General features: G+C 31.1%; 19 protein-coding genes and 5 tRNA genes. 19 read left to right on the plus strand and 5 right to left on the minus strand.

Features of this window, described 5'->3' with window-relative positions; genetic code table 11:
* Positions 1-52 precede the first annotated feature (52 nt).
* The 5 genes from MC378_RS00660 to uvrA form a co-directional block, all read right to left on the minus strand.
* Positions 53-2503 carry an alpha-ketoacid dehydrogenase subunit alpha/beta gene (locus MC378_RS00660; RefSeq protein ID WP_242176785.1) on the minus strand — a complete coding sequence of 817 codons (2451 nt, stop codon included), beginning with the start codon at positions 2501-2503 and terminating at the stop codon, positions 53-55.
* Between the two features lie 145 nt (positions 2504-2648).
* Positions 2649-5459, minus strand: a complete 2811-nt coding sequence (locus MC378_RS00665) for an aminopeptidase (protein WP_242176786.1) — start codon at positions 5457-5459, stop codon at positions 2649-2651.
* Positions 5460-6659, minus strand: a complete 1200-nt coding sequence (locus MC378_RS00670) for a T9SS type A sorting domain-containing protein (RefSeq protein ID WP_242176787.1) — start codon at positions 6657-6659, stop codon at positions 5460-5462.
* Between the two features lie 91 nt (positions 6660-6750).
* Positions 6751-7458 (minus strand): LOG family protein, encoded by a 708-nt coding sequence (locus MC378_RS00675; RefSeq protein WP_242176788.1) that lies wholly within the window; start codon positions 7456-7458, stop codon positions 6751-6753.
* 57 nt (positions 7459-7515) lie between these two features.
* Entirely contained in the window at positions 7516-10338 is a 2823-nt protein-coding gene (gene uvrA, locus MC378_RS00680; RefSeq protein WP_242176789.1) for an excinuclease ABC subunit UvrA, read from the minus strand.
* A gap of 108 nt (positions 10339-10446) precedes the next feature.
* Here uvrA and MC378_RS00685 point away from each other — a divergent pair, with 108 nt between their 5' ends.
* From MC378_RS00685 to rplA, 19 genes are all read left to right on the plus strand, one after another.
* Positions 10447-10668: a PspC domain-containing protein gene (locus tag MC378_RS00685; RefSeq protein WP_242176790.1), complete on the plus strand. Its 222-nt coding sequence runs from the start codon at positions 10447-10449 to the stop codon at positions 10666-10668.
* A 3-nt stretch (positions 10669-10671) separates the two neighbouring features.
* Positions 10672-11670 (plus strand): potassium channel family protein, encoded by a 999-nt coding sequence (locus MC378_RS00690; RefSeq protein WP_242176791.1) that lies wholly within the window; start codon positions 10672-10674, stop codon positions 11668-11670.
* Position 11671: 1 nt separating this feature from the next.
* Positions 11672-12571, plus strand: a complete 900-nt coding sequence (locus MC378_RS00695; RefSeq protein WP_242176792.1) for an SDR family oxidoreductase — start codon at positions 11672-11674, stop codon at positions 12569-12571.
* Positions 12572-12658: 87 nt separating this feature from the next.
* Positions 12659-14251 (plus strand): alanine/glycine:cation symporter family protein, encoded by a 1593-nt coding sequence (locus tag MC378_RS00700; protein ID WP_242176793.1) that lies wholly within the window; start codon positions 12659-12661, stop codon positions 14249-14251.
* 16 nt (positions 14252-14267) lie between these two features.
* Positions 14268-15173: a ComEA family DNA-binding protein gene (locus tag MC378_RS00705; protein ID WP_242176794.1), complete on the plus strand. Its 906-nt coding sequence runs from the start codon at positions 14268-14270 to the stop codon at positions 15171-15173.
* Positions 15174-15200: 27 nt separating this feature from the next.
* Entirely contained in the window at positions 15201-16367 is a 1167-nt protein-coding gene (locus MC378_RS00710; RefSeq protein WP_242176795.1) for an acyl-CoA dehydrogenase family protein, read from the plus strand.
* Between the two features lie 197 nt (positions 16368-16564).
* Positions 16565-16762 (plus strand): 30S ribosomal protein S21, encoded by a 198-nt coding sequence (rpsU, locus tag MC378_RS00715; RefSeq protein WP_242176796.1) that lies wholly within the window; start codon positions 16565-16567, stop codon positions 16760-16762.
* Positions 16763-16862: 100 nt separating this feature from the next.
* Positions 16863-17750 carry a tyrosine-type recombinase/integrase gene (locus MC378_RS00720; protein ID WP_242176797.1) on the plus strand — a complete coding sequence of 296 codons (888 nt, stop codon included), beginning with the start codon at positions 16863-16865 and terminating at the stop codon, positions 17748-17750.
* A gap of 3 nt (positions 17751-17753) precedes the next feature.
* Positions 17754-18062 carry a ribosome hibernation-promoting factor, HPF/YfiA family gene (hpf, locus tag MC378_RS00725; protein ID WP_242176798.1) on the plus strand — a complete coding sequence of 103 codons (309 nt, stop codon included), beginning with the start codon at positions 17754-17756 and terminating at the stop codon, positions 18060-18062.
* Positions 18063-18168: 106 nt separating this feature from the next.
* A tRNA-Thr gene (locus tag MC378_RS00730) sits at positions 18169-18242 on the plus strand.
* Positions 18243-18286: 44 nt separating this feature from the next.
* Positions 18287-18368, plus strand: a tRNA-Tyr gene (locus MC378_RS00735).
* Positions 18369-18384: 16 nt separating this feature from the next.
* Positions 18385-18457 (plus strand) — tRNA-Gly (locus MC378_RS00740).
* 15 nt (positions 18458-18472) lie between these two features.
* Positions 18473-18545: transfer RNA gene (locus MC378_RS00745), tRNA-Thr, on the plus strand.
* 60 nt (positions 18546-18605) lie between these two features.
* Positions 18606-19793 (plus strand): elongation factor Tu, encoded by a 1188-nt coding sequence (gene tuf, locus MC378_RS00750; RefSeq protein ID WP_242176799.1) that lies wholly within the window; start codon positions 18606-18608, stop codon positions 19791-19793.
* Positions 19794-19867: 74 nt separating this feature from the next.
* Positions 19868-19940, plus strand: a tRNA-Trp gene (locus MC378_RS00755).
* A gap of 21 nt (positions 19941-19961) precedes the next feature.
* The gene (gene secE / locus MC378_RS00760) at positions 19962-20150 is read left to right on the plus strand and encodes a preprotein translocase subunit SecE (RefSeq protein WP_242176800.1); all 189 of its coding nucleotides are present in this window, start codon (positions 19962-19964) and stop codon (positions 20148-20150) included.
* A gap of 9 nt (positions 20151-20159) precedes the next feature.
* Positions 20160-20708: a transcription termination/antitermination protein NusG gene (gene nusG, locus MC378_RS00765; protein WP_242176801.1), complete on the plus strand. Its 549-nt coding sequence runs from the start codon at positions 20160-20162 to the stop codon at positions 20706-20708.
* 76 nt (positions 20709-20784) lie between these two features.
* Positions 20785-21222, plus strand: coding sequence for a 50S ribosomal protein L11 (gene rplK / locus MC378_RS00770; RefSeq protein ID WP_242176802.1), 438 nt, complete (start codon positions 20785-20787; stop codon positions 21220-21222).
* Positions 21223-21242: 20 nt separating this feature from the next.
* The gene (gene rplA, locus MC378_RS00775; protein ID WP_242176803.1) at positions 21243-21932 is read left to right on the plus strand and encodes a 50S ribosomal protein L1; all 690 of its coding nucleotides are present in this window, start codon (positions 21243-21245) and stop codon (positions 21930-21932) included.
* Position 21933 lies beyond the last annotated feature (1 nt).

The following is a 21933-nucleotide window of genomic DNA, read 5'->3' on the forward strand; positions in this document are numbered from 1 at the left end:
AAAAAGCTCAAACAAATTTGTTTGAGCTTTTTTTAGTATTTGTAATAGTTAATTAATACAAATTTTTAAATTTAGTTGGATTTGATTCATGCATAATTTCATATACTTTTTCAAAAACATCTTCAGCAGAAGGTTTAGAAAAATAATCGCCATCTGTACCATAAGCAGGTCTGTGTGGTTTAGAGGTAAGTGTAGCTGGTTTGCTATCTAAAAATTGATACCCATTTTGTTTCTCTAAAATTTCTTGTAAAAGATATGCAGAAGCTCCTCCAGGAACATCTTCATCAACAATTAAAAGTTTGTTGGTTTTTGCTAAACTTTTTACACAGTCATGACGTAAGTCAAAAGGTAATAAACTTTGTGCATCAATAATTTCTACATTGATACCAACTTGTAATAAATCTTTAGCAGCTTCATCAACAATACGTAGTGTAGATCCATATGAAACTATGGTTATATCACTTCCTTTTCTTGTAGTTTCTACAATTCCAATAGGTGTTTTAAATTCGCCTAAATTGGTAGGTAATTCTTCTTTTAATCGATATCCGTTTAAGCATTCTATTACTAAAGCAGGGTCATCACCTTCTAATAAGGTATTGTAAAAACCTGCTGCTTTGGTCATATTTCTTGGAACTAAAACATGAATTCCTCTTACGTTATTTATAATTCCTCCCATTGGAGAGCCAGCATGCCAAATTCCTTCTAAACGGTGACCACGGGTTCTAATAATTAATGGGGCTTTTTGTTTACCAAAAGTTCGGTAACGTAATGTTGCTAAATCATCACTCATTATTTGTAACGCATATAGCAAGTAATCTAGGTATTGTACTTCTGCAATTGGTCTTAAGCCTCTCATGGCTAGTCCAATTCCTTGACCAATGATGGTTGCTTCTCTAATTCCTGTATCAGAAATTCTTAACTCGCCATATTTTTCTTGTAAGCCTTCTAGACCTTGGTTTACATCGCCAATAAAACCTGCATCTTCACCAAAAATGACAACATTCTTATGTTTTTTTAGAATTGCATCAAAATTATCTCTCATGATAATTCTTGCGTCTACTAAGGTTTCTTTTTGTGAATAGGTGGGTTCTTTTTCAAAAACATTCAAAGCTGCTTTATCTGTTTCGCTTAATAAATGAGATGAATATTTATAAGCGGCACTTTTAAGGTTTGCTTTTATAAAGTTTTGAAGTGCTGTTTTTTCAGTAAAATGTTCATCTTTTAAATAACGTAAAGATTTTCTTGTAGCGACTAAAATATCTTTTCTAATTGGATCTACAATGTTTAATAAATCGTTTCTGTATTTGTTGATAAATGTTCCGTTGTTGCTTTTGGTAGCAACTTTTTTTAATAAATCTGCAGCAACTAAAACTTCTTCTTTAATTTCATTTAAATAAGAGTTCCAAGCATTTCTTTTTGCTGTAGAGACTTCTTTTTTTGCTTCTTTTTCTAGTAAAATAATTTCTTCTTCGGATTCTACAAAACGTAAAGTTTCTCCAGATTCAGTTTCTAATTCAAAATCTAAAATCCATTGACGCATTTTAGCAATACAATCGAAATCTTTTTCCCATTGTAATCTTTCTTTATCTTTATATCTTTCATGTGAGCCAGAAGTAGAGTGTCCTTGGGGTTGTGTAAGTTGCTTTACATGAATTAAAATGGGTACATGTTCTTCTCTAGCGATTTTTGAAGCTTTTTGATAAACATCAACTAACTGCACATAATCCCATCCGTTGACCACAAATATTTCATAACCGTTAGTGCCATTTTCTCTTTGAAATCCTTTTAAAATTTCAGAAATACTTTCTTTTGTAGTTTGGTGTTTGGCGTGAACTGAAATTCCATATTCATCATCCCAAACATTCATTATCATTGGAACTTGTAAAACACCAGCCGCATTTATGGTTTCAAAAAATAAGCCTTCACTGGTGCTTGCGTTACCAATTGTTCCCCAAGCGACTTCATTTCCATTTACAGAAAAATTGTTTTTTCCTTTTAGTTCGTTAATGTTTCTGTATAGTTTAGAGGCTTGAGCTAAACCTAATAAACGTGGCATTTGTCCTGCGGTTGGAGAGATGTCTGCAGAAGAATTTTTTTGTGTTGTTAAATCTTTCCAACTTCCATCTTGGTTTAAACTATGTGTTGCAAAGTGTCCGCCCATTTGTCTTCCACCTGACATTGGATCTACATTGATATCTGCGTGAGCGTACAATCCTGCAAAAAATTGTTGGGGACTAAGTTGTCCAATAGACATCATAAAGGTTTGATCTCTATAGTAACCAGATCTAAAATCTCCATTTTTAAAAGCTTTTGCCATGGCTAATTGCGGGACTTCTTTACCGTCACCAAAAATTCCAAATTTTGCTTTTCCTGTTAATACTTCTCTTCTACCTAGTAAACTACATTCTCTACTAATTTTAGCAATTTTATAATCTTTTAGAACTTCTTGCTTAAAATCATTAAAAGAAATTTCTTGGCTATTTGTAATAGTTTTTTCTAGCATAAGTTTAGAGTTTTACCTTTTGCAAAGGTAGTTTTTTTAGTTGATATTTAAAAATATCTTATTTTGTTAGGAATGTGTTAAAGATATAGTAAAAAAAGCTATGTAAATTATTGATAATGTAATTGATTGGCTGTTTTTATTTCATTTAAAGAAAGCCTCTCTTAAAAAAGTCGTAAATAGAATTAAAATCTGTAGTTAAAGTAAATCTTATTTTTTGAGGGTAGGCTTCTTGTGAAATTTCCCATCCATTATTGGAGTAAAAAGGAAGGTAAATTTCGAAAATATTATGAATAAAATTTAACCTTATCCCGTTTTCATAACCAAAAAATATCGGACTTTTTTTATTTTTTAAAAAGGCAACATCATTATATAATTCAACCCATTTCCACATTCCAATACTCGAATTAAATGAAAACATGTATTGATTTGCGTATCTTGTTGCTAAAACGGATTTGAATCCACCTTCGTTTATAATGTATTGTTGACTAAATAATCCTGAATCTTCTGATCTCCCAAAATAGTTAAGCTGAAATAGGTAATCATTACTTCTGTCTAAACCAAAACTAAAGTAATTTCCTGTAGAGTTATTTTTTAAAAAGGCACCTGCAAAAAATCTAAAATCTAGTTGTGTGTCTGAAGTGGTTAAGGATCTAAAACGTAAATCTACAGCAGCTTTAGAAAATTGTTTAGAAAATTCTACATTAAATTTATACCAAACTTCTTTAATAATATCTGGTTTTCTGTAATTATAACTTAAGCTAAAAACATGGTAGTTGTCTTGTGGTGTTTTTATATTACCTGGGGCAACATCTTTGTCTATATAAACCAATTGAGCTGTTAAGTCTTCTGATGTTGCTTCTCTTAAAGATTTTCTTTTTAATGATAGATTTACAAATGGAATAAAAGATTTGTAAGATAAGTTTGGTGCATAATCTAAGGTTGTAGCAGATAGGCCATACATCATTTTATATATTTTACCTTTCTCAAAATATTGGTTGTAAAGTACAGAAACACTACCTAAAATAGATTTACTTTTTGTAGCGTATGAAGGGTCTATTTTAAATTCTAAGTTTCTTTTTATAAGCGGTTTGTTGTGTATTTTTACTCCTAAAATTAACCCATTGTAAAAATTATATTGAACATTTGGTTGATAAAATAACTGAGTATAATATGGATCTTGAACATCTTTAATTAAACTAAATTTTAAAGGTTTGTTAAATATTTTATTTTCCAAACTTTTCCAATTATCTAGTGTATTTAATTCTGGATAAATGTTTTCGTAATTTAAAGCTACTTTATTAGAATCTCCTTTTGGTATTGTTACGGTAGTAGTATCACTAACATTAGTGATCCATTTTTTGTAGTTAATTTTTTTGTCATTCAACCCATATAACAAAACAGGAGATGTAATGTTTCTTTTGTTTCTGATGGTAACTTTTATGCTATCTTTTGTAGTTGTGACTTTGTCTATTGTGTAGTCAATTTTTTTGTTCGTATTTATAAAGTCATTAAAAAACCAACTAACATTTTTGTTTGTCTTTTTAGTTAGAACCTCTTTAAACTCTACACTAGTTGTGGTTTTTAATTGATGCTTTTGGTAAAACTCTTTAATACTTTGATTTAAGGTGTTTTTACCTAAGTATTCTTTCAAATATCTAAAACCTAAACCTGCTTTGTATTTGCTAACGATTTTTCTGTTAAAGTTAGATAAGGAATCAGAAGATGTTATCAAAGCTTGATCTAAAAATTTTCTTGAACCAAATTGATATACAAAAGGATATTTATCATTAAAATTTAGTTTAGAAATATTATATCGTTTTAGTAACCAAGAATCAGATGCCTTACCTAGCAATTTAATTTCAGGATAATACTCTGCTACATATTCTATCATTAAATAATTTTGTAGGCCATCTAAGAACCAATAATCTTTTCTTTGATTAAGTAGTAGAGTGCTTTCTATATAGTTTTTTGTGATTGATTTAAACATAGAAATATCATACTTAAACACATCTGAAAAAGGTCTTATAAAATCGGGTAATTGGTTTAATCCAAAGACTGGATTTTTATTAAAAACAGCTTTATCTATAAAGATTTCTTTATGAGGATATTTTCCTAAATATTTTTCGATAAACAACAATTCTCTATTTAAGATGCTGGTTGTTAATTTATAATCAAAATCATAATTATCAATATCTGTATAGATAGTTATATTTTTGGTTTTAAGTGTTTTAAGTTGTTTTTTATTATTGATATCTAAAGTAATGTTGGTTTTGTTTATACCCACTAAGTAATAGTTTGTATGATTTTCTTTTGCTGTTTTATATTGGTATAAATTACTTTCTAAAATATAATCTTTAGGGAGATCTATTTCAATGTTAAAATCGGTAGCTTCTTCATATAAGTCATCTAAATTTAAATTACTCATAAGTTGCCAACCATTTTTATAAACAGCAGGTGTTAAATACCAAAAACGTAATTTATATCCCCTATCTGTTTTTCCATATCCAGTAAATTTACTACTAGGAATTTTAACGGAATAGGTTGCAGAAATTTTAATACTATCCCCGATTATTAAAGGTTTTTCTAGGTCAATTTGAATAATATCTGCTTGGTTTGTTAGTTCTTGGTAATTTGCATTCTCAAAGTTTACAGAGATGTTTTTAATAGTAGTATGCCCTAAGTCTTCCTCTTTTGCAAAGTACATGGTTTTATTAAAATCTTCTATAAATCTTTTTGAAAGAGGGGTTTTTCTATCCTTGAAACTATTGGCCCAATTGTGTAGAAATATTTCAGTTAACGTAGTATCTGCATTATTATGAAAAATTATTTCTTGCTGTATAAGCAGCTCGTTTGTTTTAGGGTTTAAAGTAGATTTAATAGTTATCTTATTGTTTTGTGAAAATAATGAGATGCTTAAAAAACTTAATAATATAGATATGTAAATTGACTTTTTCAATTAGATTTTTATAATTTTTTTTGGTGAATAATTTTCAGCTTTTAAATAATAAATTCCTTTAGAAAAATGACTTATATTTAGCTTAAATTCTGTTTTATTTTTAGTTTCGATCTCCTGTAGTTTTTGCCCTAATTGATTATATACAATAATATTATAAATATCTGAATTTTTAGGAATTGAAAAGCTTAAAGTAGTTTCTATAATATTGGATGAGGTAAATGTGATTGGGTTTAAGTAATTATATGTTGACAATGTGTTTTTTGGTGTTTCAATTTCCATAACAACGGGTAAATGATCACTAAAATTGTAAATAGCTGCTCTTAAACTTTGAGAAAAGACTCCAGAACAATTGACATTGCTAACATAAGAATTATAACAATTTCCATTATTTCCAATTGATTTATAACTGTTGTTTACGTAAAATAAATCAGAGCTAGAATTAAAGTTTTCAGACATCATAATAAAATCAAACCTATCGTCCATTCCTCCGCCAGCTCCATCAGAACCTGCGCTAGTTCTTGTAGATTGTGTGTGAATGTCTTTAAATGAAGCGTTATTCCAAAAATAGGTATTATCATATTCTGTATTATAATAAACATTTCCATCATTTGGAAAAGTAGGACACAATCGATTGATTGGATCTGTTATTTTAATGAAATTAGTGGGATCTATAATTTTTAAAAAACCTTCTTCATTACTTGTGTAAAAATTAAAATCTCCAGCAAATAAAACATAACTGTTAGCAGGTATTCTTTCTAGTTCTCTTGTAAACTCTTCTACAGATTCTAATCTTTTTTGTCTGTTACTACTGTCATAAGAAGCTTTTAAATGAGTTACAAAAACTTCAATTTTTATAGGATTTGTTTCTGCGTTTTCTGTATTTATTTTAAAAGTGTAGTGATTGATGTCTCTAACTCTTGTGGTGATAATATTACTTGCTTCTAAAACTAATTTGTCATTATTATAATACACCATTTGTTGCAAACTTCCACCGCTTTGGGCGTATTCAAAAGTTGCTTTGTTAAAGTGATTGTTGAAAGGAAGAATTGCATTGTTAAAAAGATAATCTGATCCGGAACTGTTTTTTAATTCGCAAACCATAAATAGATCTGGCTGAACATTATCTAAAATCGTTTTTAAATGTGGTGTTCTATTCTGGCTTTCTGTATTTGAAGTATAATTTAATAAGTTGTAAAACATCGCTTTAATTCTAGTTTGTCCTTGAAAATTAATTGAACAAACTAGAATTAAAAAAAAAAATATTTTTTTTGTGATGTTTTTTATGTCCATACTAGAAGTTTGGTTTCAAACTATATTTGGCATAGAATTTATTTAAGTGATCTATAGCTTCTTCTGCGGTATCTACAATTCTAAATAGATTTAAATCTTTTTCGCTAATGTTGCCTTCTTCTATTAAGGTGTTTTTTATCCAATCTAATAAGCCTCCCCAAAATTTTCTGCCTACTAAAACAATTGGAAAACGTCCTATTTTATTAGTTTGTATTAAGGTGATTGCTTCAAATAACTCATCCATAGTTCCAAAACCACCAGGCATAACAATAAAGCCCTGAGAGTATTTTACAAACATTACTTTACGAACAAAGAAATAATCAAATTCTAAGTTTTTATCTTTGTCAATCCAAGGATTATCGTGTTGTTCAAAAGGTAGTTCTATATTTAAACCAACAGAAGTTCCTTTTCCTCTGTGTGCACCTTTGTTACCAGCCTCCATAATTCCTGGTCCACCTCCTGTAATCACACCGTAACCATTTTGTGTAAGTTGAAAAGCAACTTCTTCGGCTAATTTATAAAAAGGGTCTTCAGGTTTTGTTCTTGCTGATCCAAAAATAGATACACAAGGACCAATTTTGCTTAATTTTTCATAACCTTCTACAAATTCTGCCATAATTTTAAAAATGGCCCAAGAATCATTAATTTTTATTTCGTTCCAGGTTTTTTGTTTTAATTTTTCTCTAATTTTTCTATCGTCATTTGTCATAATCTGTAAATTTTTAATTTTAATACTATACTGTTATTTATAAAAAAGAGCAGCTTGCTAAATTAATTCTTTTTTAAGAAATTTAGCGGTATAACTAGTTTTATGTTTTATTACTTCTTCTGGGGTTCCTGTGCAAAGTATTTTTCCACCTTTTTTTCCGCCTTCCATTCCAACGTCTATAATATAATCTGCAAGTTTTACAACATCTAAATTGTGTTCAATAATCAACACTGTATTTCCTTTATTAGCAAGTTTATTTAAAACTTCCATCAACACTCTAATATCTTCAAAATGCAAACCTGTTGTGGGTTCGTCTAAAATGTAAAAAGTGTTTCCTGTGTCTCTTTTAGATAATTCTGATGCTAATTTTATTCGCTGAGCTTCTCCTCCAGAAAGTGTGGTAGATTGTTGCCCAAGAGTAATATAACCTAATCCAACATCTTTAATTGTTTTTAATTTCCTATGGATTTTAGGAATGTTTTCAAAGAAATTGGTAGCGTCTTCAATCGTCATATTTAAAACATCAGAAATCGATTTTCCTTTGTACCTTATTTCTAAAGTTTCTCTGTTAAATCGTTTTCCTTGACAGGTTTCACATTCTACCTGTACGTCTGGTAAAAAGTTCATTTCTATTACCCGAACACCTCCTCCTTGACAGGTTTCGCAACGTCCTCCTTTTACATTGAAAGAAAAACGACCAGGTTTGTAACCGCGAATAGCAGCTTCTGGAGTTTTGGCAAACAAACTTCTAATTTCAGAAAATGTACCTGTGTAGGTAGCTGGATTTGATCTTGGTGTTCTTCCGATAGGAGATTGATCAATATCTATTACTTTATCTACATGTTCTAAACCTTCAATTTTTTTATAAGGCATCGGTTTTTTTACCCCTCTATATATATGTGCGTTTAAAATTGGGTATAAGGTTTCGTTTATTAAGGTGGATTTTCCACTTCCAGAAACTCCTGTAACACAAATCATCTTACCAAGAGGAAACTCTACAGAAACATTTTTTAAATTGTTTCCTGTTGCTCCTTTTAGTTTGATGAATTTTCCATTTCCTTCTCTACGTACTTTAGGAACCGCAATTTCTCTTCTTCCTGTTAAATAATCTGATGTTAAGGTATTTTGTTTTTTTAATTCTTCAAAGGTTCCAAAACTTACAATTTCTCCTCCATGTCTTCCTGCTCCTGGACCAATGTCAAACACAAAATCAGCATGTTCCATCATGTCTTTGTCGTGTTCTACAACTAAAACAGAATTACCAATATCACGTAATTTTACAAGTGAATCTATTAGTTTTTGATTGTCTCGTTGGTGTAATCCAATACTTGGTTCATCCAAAATATAGAGAACTCCAACTAATTGAGAACCAATTTGAGTCGCCAATCTTATGCGCTGTGCTTCTCCTCCAGAAAGTGATTTTGAAGTTCTATCTAAAGCTAAATAATCTAAACCTACATCTAGTAAAAACTGAATTCTAGTTCTAATTTCTTTTAGAATTTCTGAAGCAATTGTAAGTTGTTTTTTAGATAAATCTTTTTCAATGTTTTTGAACCATTTGGCAAGTTCAGTTACATCCATTTGTGCTAAATCACTAATATTTTTATCGGTAATTTTAAAATGAAGGGCTTCTTTTTTTAATCTTTTTCCTCCGCAAGAAGAACAAGAAACTTCGTCCATAAAACCTTTGGCCCATCTTTTAATAGAGGTGCTTTCTGCATTTGCATATTGATTTTCTATGAATGAGATGATTCCTTCAAAATCAATTTTATAATTTCTAGTAACACCAACAGTTTTAGATTCTATTTCGAAAGATTCATTTCCTCCATTTAAAATTACTTCTAAGGCTTCTTTAGGAATGTTTTTAATGGCATCTGTTAATTTAAATTGATATCGTTCTGCAATATTTTCTAATTGTTTAAATATCCAACTATTTTTTTGTTCTCCTAGCGGGATAATCCCTCCGTTTTTTATAGAAATAGTATTGTCTGGGATTACTTTGTTTAAGTTGATTTCATTTGTGATTCCCAATCCATTACATTTATTACATGCTCCTTTTGGAGAGTTAAAAGAAAAGGTGTTTGGTTCTGGATTTGGATAGGCGATACCAGTTGTTGGACACATTAACTCTCTACTAAAATAACGAGGGTTATTGTCATCAACATCGATAACCATCATAATGTTATTTCCAGAATATAAAGCCGTTTTTATAGTTTCTTCTAATCTTTTTTCTGAAGATTTATTGATGGCCAACCGATCAATTACCACCTCAATATCATGAGTTTTGTAACGATCTAGTTTCATTCCTTTTTCTATTTCTTTAATTTCTCCATCTATTCGAACACGTAAAAAACCTTGCTTAGAGATTTGTTCAAAAAGTTCTCGGTAATGTCCTTTTCTAGATTTAATTAGAGGTGCTAAAACAGCAATTTTTTTATCAGCAAAATCGGTTAAAATTAGTTCTTTGATTTGTTCATCAGAATAACTCACCATTTTTTCTCCTGTGTTGTAAGAATAAGCATCTGCTGCTCTTGCAAATAATAATCTTAAAAAATCGTAAATTTCTGTGATAGTACCCACTGTAGAGCGCGGACTTTTATTCGTGGTTTTTTGTTCGATAGAAATTACTGGCGAAAGGCCATCAATTTTATCAACATCAGGTCTTTCTAATCCGCCTAAAAACTGACGTGCATAGGCAGAAAATGTTTCAATATATCGTCTTTGTCCCTCCGCGTAAATCGTGTCAAAAGCCAATGAAGATTTTCCACTTCCGCTTAAACCTGTAATAACAACAAGTTTTTCACGAGGGATTTTTACATCAATATTTTTTAAATTATGAGCTCTGGCTCCGTAAACTTCTAAGTATTCTTGGTCTTTCAAAAGTGGTTTTTTTCGGAAAAAGGCAAAGTTAATCAATCCAATTTTAATTTAATTGATGTATGGTTAACAAATGATAAAATAGTATCTTGCAATACATTTTTAATAACAATGATAGATCATATTAGACATTTTTTTGAAAGAAATGGATTTCAGGTTTCTTCGAGATTTGCAGATAGATTAGGTATGAGAGCAACGAATGTTCGATTGTTTTTTATTTATATATCTTTTGTAACTGTTGGTTTGTCTTTTGGTTTTTATTTAACATTAGCATTTTTACTAAGGTTAAAAGATATGATTTATACCAAAAGAAGTTCGGTTTTTGATTTATAGTTTATGAAAATTTTAGAATCAAAAATTAATAAAACAGTTTTACTCGTTGTTTCAATCATGGCTGTTGGAACAATTGGCTATATGTCGCTTTCTCATTATTCTTTTATTGATGCAATGTATATGACTGTAATTACAGTTACTACAGTTGGTTTTGGAGAACTTCGTCCTTTTTCTCCCGAAGAAAAAGTTTTTACAATTTTTTTAATTCTTACAAGTATTACTGTTTTTGGATATGCAATCTCAGCATTTTCAGAGTATTTAGTTAGTGGAAGATTATTTGAACATTTTAAACATAAAAAAGTGGAAAAACAAATAGCGCATTTAAAAGATCATACTATTATATGTGGTTATGGTAGAAACGGGAAACAAGCAATTTTAAAATTAAAAAATTATAAAAAACAGTTTGTTGTTGTAGAGAAGAATAAAGAAATGGTATTGGGTTTAGATGGAGAAGGGATTTTAAATATTGAAGGAGATGCCACTTTAGATGAAACTTTACTAAAGGCGGGAATAAAAAAAGCAGCTAATTTAATAACGGCTTTGCCTTCTGATGCAGATAATCTATTTGTAGTTTTAACTGCAAGTCAGTTAAACAAAAACTGTAAAGTAATTAGTAGAGCTTCTAACGAGTCTTCATACAGTAAGTTAAAAATTGCGGGTGCAGATAATGTTATTATGCCAGATAAATTAGGTGGAGATCATATGGCTTCTCTAGTGGTAACTCCAGATGTTATTGAATTTGTAGATAGACTAACAATAGAAGGAGAATATACAGCAAATTTAGAAGAAGTAGCAGTAAATGATTTGCCTAAAGAATATCTTAATAAAACACTCTTAGATTTAGATTTAAGAAGACAAACAGGATGTACAGTTATTGGTTTTAAAAATGTTGGTAATGATTATGTTATAAATCCAGAGGCAGATTGTAAATTGACAAAAGATTCACAGTTAATCGTTTTGGGGAGGCCAGAGCAAATTATAAAATTAAGAGAATTGTTTTAAAATGGTAAAAGTAGTTATAACAGGGAGTAATGGTTTATTAGGTCAATCTTTATTAAATTTATTGCTAAAAGAAAAAGATAAATACGAAGTAATTGGTTTTTCGAGAGGGAAAAATAGAAGTGGTAGAACCGATTTTCATTATTGTGCTATTGATATTACAGATAAGCTGCTTTTGAAAAAGCAATTAACAGAAATAAAACCAAACGTTATTATAAACACAGCTGCAATGACAAATGTTGATGCTTGTGAGAATAATAAACAAGAATGCGATGCTCTTAATATAGAAGTGGTAAAAACTTTAGTGCAGGTATCAGAAAAAATAAACTCACATATAATACATCTTTCTACAGATTTTATTTTTGATGGAGAAAAAGGGAATTATAAAGAAACAGATACGCCAAATCCATTAAGTTATTATGGATTGTCAAAATTGAAGTCAGAAGAAATTCTAACAAAATCAAAAATAAGTTTTACAATTTTAAGGACTATTTTGGTTTATGGAAAAGTGTTTGATATGAGTAGAGGCAATATCGTGCTCTGGGTAAAAGAGATGTTAGAAAAGAATAAAGAAATTACGATTGTAGATGATCAGTATAGGATGCCAACTTATGTAGAAGAATTGGCTTTGGCATGTAAGATTTCTATGGATAAAAAAGCACAAGGAATTTTTAATGTTTCATCAAATAACCTCTTAAGTATTTATCAAATAGCACAGCAAATTGCTACTGTTTTTAATCTAGATCAAAGCTTAATTAAACCAATTTCTACGTCTACTTTAAATCAAACAGCAGCAAGACCCGCAAAAACAGGTTTTGATTTATCAAAGACAAAAAAAGAGTTAGGTTTTTTTCCAAAATCATTTAAAGAAGATTTACAAATATTTAAACGAAGCTTAATCTAAAAATCACTTTTATTGAGAAAAAGTTGTTAAAAGGGCATTTTTTTATGATATTGCGAGTTACTAATTAAAAAACTAATCATATTTATTATGAAGAAAAAACTTCTTTCGTTGTTGTTTTTAGCAGCACCACTACTAGTATTTGCACAAGAAAAAGGCTTAGATCAACAAATTGATAAAGCATTCGGAGATGCTACAGGTTGGTTCGTAGAGCTTATTTTTTACCAAATACCCTTTACAGATACAATTAGTATTTACTGGGTTTTGTTTCCGTTAATTTTAGGAGCAGTATATTTTACATTTTATTTTAATTTCATAAACTTTAAAGGTTTTTTTACTTCAATAAATATTGTTAGAGGTAAATATGATGATTTAGAGGGTAGAGTAGATCATAATGTAGAAATAGCAAAGTCAGCATTTAGTGATGAAGAAGATAATCCAGATACTATAAGGATAGAAGGACATGTTGGAGAGGTTTCTCACTTTCAGGCATTAACTGCTGCGTTATCAGCAACAGTAGGTTTAGGAAATATAGCAGGAGTTGCGATTGCTGTTTCTATTGGTGGTGCAGGAGCTACTTTTTGGATGATTGTTGCAGGGTTCTTAGGAATGGCTTCTAAATTTGTAGAGTGTACCTTAGGGGTTAAATATAGAGATATTGAAGCAGATGGAACTGTTTATGGAGGTCCTATGTATTACTTAACAAAAGGATTGAAAAATAAAACATTAGGTAAAATTTTAGCAGGATTATTTGCAATTTTTGTAATAGGTGGTTCTTTTGGAGGTGGAAACATGTTTCAGGTAAACCAAGCTTTTCAATTAGTCGAAAATATTACAACACCAGTAGGTGGGGTTTCTTTTTTACATGGTAAAGGATGGGCTTTTGGTTTGGTAATGGCAATTCTTGTAGGTATTGTTATTATTGGAGGGATTAAAAAAATAGCGAAAGTAACAGATAAGATTGTTCCTTTTATGGTGGCAATTTATGTAGCTGCTTCTTTGTTTGTGATTTTTGTAAATTACGATATGATAGGGAATGCTTTTTCTCAAATTTTTAATGGAGCATTTAGTCCAGAAGGAATTGCTGGTGGTGCCGTTGGAGTTTTAGTGCAAGGTTTTAGAAGAGCTGCATTTTCTAATGAAGCTGGTATTGGATCTGCATCTATTGCGCATTCTGCAGTAAAAACAAAATACGCAGCAAGTGAAGGGATGGTTGCTTTATTAGAGCCTTTTATAGATACCGTTGTTGTTTGTACAATGACAGCTTTAGTGCTAATTATTACAGGAAATGTGGCGGCAGAAAATGCCTCTCTAAACGATGCGCAAGCAATTTTATTAACTTCAGGTGCATTTGAATCTGCAATTTCATGGTTCCCTTATGTGTTAACAGTAGCTGTAGTTTTATTTGCATTTAGTTCTATGATTTCTTGGTCTTACTACGGTTTTCAAGGTTGGGTTTATTTATTTGGTAGATCTAAAAAAATGGAATATACTTATAAAGTAATTTTCTGTGTATTTGTAGTTGTCGGAGCCGCAGCAAGTTTAGGTTCTGTAATTGGTTTCTCAGATGCAATGGTGTTTGCTATGATGGTTCCTAATATGATTGGGTTAATCATTTTAGCACCTAAAGTTAAAGAAGAGTTAAGTAAGTATATGTCTGCTATAAAAGCAAGAAAGGCGTAAAAAAAGGACACTTCAAATGAAGATATTTAAATCCCATTTCTGGTACAATAAAAACCAAAGGAATGGGATTTTCTTTTTATTACTAATGATCTTGTTGTTGCAAGGAATTATTGTTTTTGGAGATTTTTTTACCGATAATCTTGTTGAAACTGATACTTCACAGATTTTAAATTTTCAAAAGCAAATAGATAGTTTACAAAAGATTGAAAAGGAACAAAGGGAACCTAAAATTTATCCTTTTAATCCAAATTACATAACTGATTATAAGGGAGAACAATTAGGAATGTCTTTAGATGAAATTGATAGATTGTTAGAGTTTAGAAAAACAAATCAATTTATCAATTCTAAAGAAGAGTTTCAGCAAGTAACTAAAGTTTCTGATAGCTTATTGCAAATCATTTCTCCACATTTTAAATTCCCAGATTGGGTGGTAAAGCAAAAGAAACAATTAGAAGCTAAAAAATCTAAAAGAAATATTGTTTCTAATCGAATTATAAAGTCATTTCCCAAAAAACAAATTTCAACAACAGATATTAATAAAGCAACTATTTTAGATTTACAATCTATTAATGGTGTAGGAGATAAGTTGTCAGAACGGATTGTAAAATACCGTAAAAAACTTCAAGGTTTTTCTTTTGAATATCAGCTATATGAAGTTTGGGGTTTAGAAAAAGAAGTTGCAAATAAAGTGTTATCTACTTTTAAAATAATTGAGAAGCCTCAGATTAAAAAAATAAATGTTAATACGGTCAAATTTAAGCAATTACTTAAAAACCCATATATAGATTATGATTTATGTGTGAAAATTTTTAACTATAGAGATGAGGTTGCTGAACTTCAAGATATTTCAGAGTTAAAAAACATCAAAGGTTTTCCTTTAGATAAATATGAGAGAATAGTCTTATATTTGGTCGCTAAATAAACAAACAACAAACACACTTATTAGCTTATGAACAGTATGTATTTTACTGAAGAACATGAAGCATTTCGTCAAAGCTTTAAAGATTTTTTACAGAAAGAAGTCGTCCCTCACATAGAAAAATGGGAAAAAACAGGAACTATTGAACGTTTCATTTGGAAGAAATTTGGAGAAATGGGGTATTTTGGATTAAATACTCCAGAAGAATTTGGAGGAATGGGGTTAGACCTTTTTTATACAGTTATATTTTTAGAGGAATTACAAAAAGTAAATTCTAGCGGATTTGCAGCTGCCATGTGGGCACACGAATATTTAGCAATGACACATTTAAATAAAGAAGGAGATGATTTTATAAAAAACAAATATTTAACACCAAGTGTAGAGGGCGATATGATTGGGTGTTTATGTATCACAGAGCCTTTTGGTGGATCTGATGTTGCTGGAATGCGTTCTACCGCAATCAAACAGGGAGATAAGTATATTTTAAATGGCTCTAAAACCTTTATAACAAACGGAATTTATTCTGATTATTTAATAGTTGCTGCAAAGACAGATCCTTCAGATAAGTACAAAGGAATCAGTATTTTTGTAGTTGATAGAGCTGCAAAAGGAGTTTCTGCAACCAAATTAGACAAACTAGGTTGGCGAGCTTCTGATACCGGTGAAATCGCTTTTGATAATGTAGAAATCCCAGTATCAAATTTAATGGGTGAAGAAGGAAAAGGTTTTCCTTATATCATGCAGCATTTTGCTTTAGAGCGATTAATAATGGGAATCAATGCACATGCAAGAGCAGAATATGCTGTAGAGTATGCAGTAGGTTACATGCAAGAACGTGTTGCTTTTGGAAAATCTTTAGATAAGTTTCAGGTCTTAAGACATAAAATTGCTGAAATGGCAAGTAGAGTAGATATGTGTAAAGAATATAATTATTCAATTACAAAACGTTTAAACGATGGGCAGTATGTAGTAAAAGAAGCAAGTATGTCTAAATTGTTGTCTACCAAAATGGCAGACGAAGTGATTTATGATGCGTTACAAATGTTAGGTGGTTATGGTTATATGGAAGATTATCCTATGGCACGTTTACTTAGAGATAGTAGATTAGGGCCTATTGGCGGAGGAACCTCTGAGATTTTAAAAGAGATTATCGCTAAAATGGTCATAGATAATAAGGAGTATAAACCCGCAACATAGTTTTTAAAGATGGTACTTTAGTGCTTGTTTTTTAGTTCTTTGTAAGAATACATGGTGTCAATTACGAGCTTTAAAAATAATTTACAAATTTTAATTTTAATTCATAATTTGTAATTACATTTGCAGTCCAAAAAATAAACCAAATAGTTTAAATACTATTCAAAATATAAAGATACGATGAAGGGAGGTGCCAACTTATGTTAATTATACCAGTAAAAGAAGGAGAAAACATTGATAGAGCTTTAAAGCGTTACAAACGAAAATTTGATCGTACAAAGACAATGAAGAACCTACGTAGCAGAAAAAACTTTATGAAGCCTTCTGTAGCGAAAAGAGCGCAAATGATTAAAGCGTCTTACGTTCAACGATTAAGAACACAAGAAGAAGTAGGTTAGTAATAACTTATTTTTAAAATATAAATCTCGTACTAATTTTAGTGCGAGATTTTTTTATGCGCTTTTTTTTGTAATTTTACGAATAAATACTATTTGTAACTTGATTAATTCGTTTTTAGATTACTTGTCTTTAGAAAAGAAGTATTCAGTTCATACGGTAACTGCATATAGGAATGATCTGATTTCATTTAGCGATTTTATAGAAACAACTTACCAGCAAAAGAGTTTGTTAGAAGTGCATTATCCACAAATTAGAAGCTGGATTGTTGCTTTGGTAGATTTAAAAATATCTAATAGAACAATAAATAGAAAAATAAGTTCTTTAAAATCGTTTTATAAGTTTCTGCAAAAAACAAAACAGATAGAAGTAAACCCTTTAACAAAACACAAGGCTTTAAAAGTTGCAAGTAAAGTGCAGGTGCCTTTTACTTCTAAAGAAATTAATTCTGTCATAAATAATTTGAGCTTAGAAGATGATTTTATATCAATTAGAAATAAATTAATTGTGGAGCTATTTTATTCAACTGGAATAAGAAGGGGTGAATTAATCAATATTAAAGAACAGGATATAAGTTTTTCAGATAACACAATAAAAGTACTTGGAAAACGTAATAAAGAACGTTTTGTTCCGTTGTTAAAATCGGTAGTAAAAACTTTATATAAGTACTTAGAAAAGAAAAAAGAAATTTCAAAAGATATAGAAGAGTTGTTTATTACAGAGAAAGGAAATAAAATATACGAAACTCTTGTTTACAGAATTATAAATTCTTATTTTGGTCATGTCTCTTCAAAGGAGAAAAAGAGTCCACATATTTTAAGGCATTCTTTTGCAACTCACCTTTTAAATGAAGGGGCAGATTTAAATTCAGTTAAAGAATTGCTAGGGCATTCGTCTTTAGCTTCCACTCAAGTCTATACACATAATAGTCTTGATGCAATTAAAAAAGTGTATAACCAAGCTCACCCTAAGGGCTTAAAAAAAGAATGAAGTATGAAAGTATTCACACAATCAGTAAACTTTAATGCAGACAACGAATTAATTAAATTTGTAGAAAAAAAAGTAGAATCATTGGTAAAGTACCATGATAAGATAGTAGATGCCGAAGTTTTTTTAAAAGTTCAAAACACAAGCGATAAAGAAAATAAAATTACAGAAGTTAAAATTAATATACCAGGAAGTGAATTAATCGTAAAAAGAGAGGCTAAAACCTTTGAAGAAGGCGTTAATGCTGCTGTAGATAATTTAAAAAGACAACTAAAAAGGTCTAAAGAAAAGCATAGAGATTCATTAATTTCATAAAAATGAAAAAAAAATGAAAAAATAATTACAAAAAGTTTTAGAATATAAAAAAACTTTATACATTTGCAATCCGTTAGAAATAGCGGGTTGTTTTTTTGAAACAAAAGCCGATGTAGCTCAGCTGGCTAGAGCAGCTGATTTGTAATCAGCAGGTCGTGGGTTCGAGTCCCTCTATCGGCTCAAAAGAATAAAAAAAAATAAGTTCATTAACATAGTAAATTAAAGGGGAGATACTCAAGCGGCCAACGAGGACGGACTGTAACTCCGTTGACTACGTCTTCGCAGGTTCGAATCCTGCTCTCCCCACAATTTATATATTATTGCGAAAGTAGCTCAGTTGGTAGAGCGTCAGCCTTCCAAGCTGAATGTCGCCGGTTCGAACCCGGTCTTTCGCTCAAAATTATCAACAAGCCGGTGTAGCTCAGTTGGTAGAGCGCATCCTTGGTAGGGATGAGGTCGTGGGTTCAAGTCCCATCGCTGGCTCATTTAATACGTATTATTAGACACTAAATATATTTAAACTAAGAATTAAAATTAATAATTATGGCAAAAGGAACTTTTGACCGTTCGAAACCACACTTAAACATTGGTACTATCGGACACGTAGATCACGGTAAAACAACTTTAACTGCGGCTATTACTAAAGTATTAGCTGATGCAGGATTCTCTGAAGCTAGATCTTTTGATCAGATTGATAATGCTCCAGAAGAAAAAGAAAGAGGTATTACAATTAACACTTCTCACGTAGAGTATCAAACTGCTAATCGTCATTACGCTCACGTTGACTGTCCAGGTCACGCGGATTACGTAAAGAACATGGTTACTGGTGCTGCTCAAATGGACGGTGCAATTTTAGTTGTTGCTGCAACGGATGGACCAATGCCTCAAACTAGAGAGCATATTTTATTAGGTCGTCAAGTTGGTATTCCACGTATCGTTGTTTTCTTAAACAAAGTTGATATGGTTGATGATGAGGAGCTTTTAGAATTGGTTGACATGGAAGTAAGAGAATTGTTATCTTTCTATGAGTATGATGGAGATAATGGTCCTGTAGTTTCTGGTTCTGCTTTAGGAGCTTTAAATGGTGAGCAAAAATGGGTAGATACTGTATTAGAATTAATGGCAGCTTGTGATGCTTGGATTGAAGAGCCTTTAAGAGAAGTTGATAAAGATTTCTTAATGCCAGTTGAAGATGTATTTTCTATTACTGGTCGTGGTACTGTAGCAACTGGTCGTATTGAAACGGGTATTGCAAATACAGGAGATGTTGTTGATATTATTGGTATGGGAGCTGAAAAAATGTCTTCTACTATTACTGGTATTGAAATGTTCCGTCAAATCTTAGATAGAGGTGAAGCTGGAGATAATGCAGGTATCTTATTAAGAGGTATTGCAAAAGAAGATATTAAAAGAGGTATGGTAATCTGTAAACCAGGTTCTGTAACTCCTCATGCAAAATTTAAAGCAGAGGTTTATGTTCTTAAAAAAGAAGAAGGTGGGCGTCACACTCCGTTCCATAACAACTATCGTCCTCAGTTCTATGTAAGAACTACAGATGTAACAGGTACTATTAATTTACCTGATGGAGTTGAAATGGTTATGCCAGGAGATAACTTAACAATTACTGTAGATTTAATTCAACCAATTGCATTAAATGTTGGTTTACGTTTCGCTATCCGTGAAGGTGGTAGAACTGTAGGAGCAGGTCAGGTAACTGAATTATTAGACTAATTTTTATTAGTTTATTAATAATAAATTAAAAGGGTGTCCCGTTTTTACGGGATGCCTTTATCAGTGAATACGATACGGGTTTAGCTCAGTTGGTAGAGCACTGGTCTCCAAAACCAGGTGTCGGGGGTTCGAGTCCCTCAATCCGTGCAACAAAAACATAAAAGTAAGATGAACTTTATTCAATATATCAAAGATTCTTTTTTCGAGTTAAACAACCACATGACGTGGGTAACCAAAGAAGAAGCGCAAAAAACAACTGTAACTGTTGCTGTTTTTACAATTTTGTTTGCATTAGCTGTAGCGGGTATAGATTATGTTTTTCAAACTGGATTAGATAACTTTTTTAAATTATTTTAATTAGAAATTATGGCTGATTCAGTAATGAAATGGTATGTTGTAAGAGCCATTGGAGGACAAGAAAATAAAGTAAAAGCTTATATAGAAACTGAAATTTCTAGAGTTGGTCTTTCAGACTATGTTAGTCAAGTTATCGTTCCAACAGAAAAAGTGATTCAAATAAGAAACGGTAAAAAAGTTAACAGAGAAAGAGTTTACTTTCCTGGTTATATTATGGTAGAGGCAAACCTTTCTGGAGAAGTGCCTCACGTAATTAAAGGAATTACTGGTGTGATAGGATTCTTAGGAGAAACAAAAGGTGGTGAACCTGTTCCTATGAGGAAATCTGAAGTAAACAGAATGTTAGGAAAAGTTGATGAACTTTCTATTCAAGATGAAAATATTGCAATTCCTTTTGACATAGGAGAAACTGTAAAAGTTGTAGATGGTCCTTTTAATGGATTTGACGGAACTATTGAAAAAGTAAATGAAGAAAAGCGTAAACTTGAAGTAATGGTGAAAATATTCGGAAGAAAAACACCTTTAGAGTTAAGTTATATGCAAGTAGAAAAGATATAATTGTTACACAAATATATATTTATATCGATTTATTTTTTGGCTTCCAACTTAAAATAAATCATTAAACATTTTTAAAATGGCAAAAGAAGTTAGTAAAGTAGTTAAGTTACAAGTAAGGGGAGGCGCAGCGAATCCATCGCCGCCGGTTGGACCCGCTTTAGGTGCTGCTGGTGTTAACATTATGGAGTTCTGTAAACAGTTTAATGCAAGAACGCAAGACAAACAAGGTAAAGTTTTACCGGTTGTTATTACTGTTTTCAAAGATAAATCATTTGATTTTCTTGTAAAAACTCCTCCTGCAGCAGTTCAGTTACTAGAAGCGGCCAAAATTAAAAAAGGTTCAGGAGAACCAAACAGAAAGAAAGTAGCATCAGTTACTTGGGATCAAATTAAAGTGATTGCAGAAGATAAAATGGTAGATTTAAATGCCTTTGAAATAGCTTCAGCAATGCGTATGATTGCAGGTACAGCACGTTCTATGGGATTAACAGTAAAAGGTGATGCACCAGCATAAACTTTATAAAAAGTAGTAAAATGGCAAAATTAACAAAAAAGCAAAAAGAAGCTTACGCAAAGGTAGATAGCTCTAAATCTTATGATTTAGCAGCAGCTTCAGCGCTAGTCAAAGACATTACTAATGTAAAGTTTGATGCATCAGTAGATTTAGCAATACGTTTAGGAGTAGATCCTCGTAAAGCTAATCAAATGGTTCGTGGGGTTGTAACACTTCCACATGGAACAGGTAAAGATGTAAAAGTATTAGCATTAGTAACTCCAGATAAAGAAGCAGAAGCTACAGCAGCTGGTGCAGATTATGTTGGATTAGATGAGTACCTTCAAAAAATTAAAGGAGGATGGACAGATGTAGATGTAATTATTACAATGCCTAGTGTTATGGGTAAATTAGGTCCCTTAGGAAGAGTTTTAGGTCCTAGAGGTTTAATGCCTAACCCAAAAACAGGTACAGTAACGATGGATGTTGCAAAAGCAGTTCAAGATGTAAAAGCTGGTAAAATCGATTTTAAAGTTGATAAAACGGGTATTGTACATGCAGCAATTGGAAAAGTATCTTTTGATGCTAAGAAGATTGAAGAAAATGCAAATGAATTAATCCAAACAATTATTAAATTGAAACCAACAACAGCAAAAGGAACGTATGTAAAAAGCGTTTTTATGTCTAGTACGATGAGTCCTAGTATAGCTGTTGAGGTAAAATCTGTTTAAT

Source organism: Polaribacter marinus (assembly GCF_022662535.1).
GTDB lineage: Bacteria > Bacteroidota > Bacteroidia > Flavobacteriales > Flavobacteriaceae > Polaribacter > Polaribacter marinus.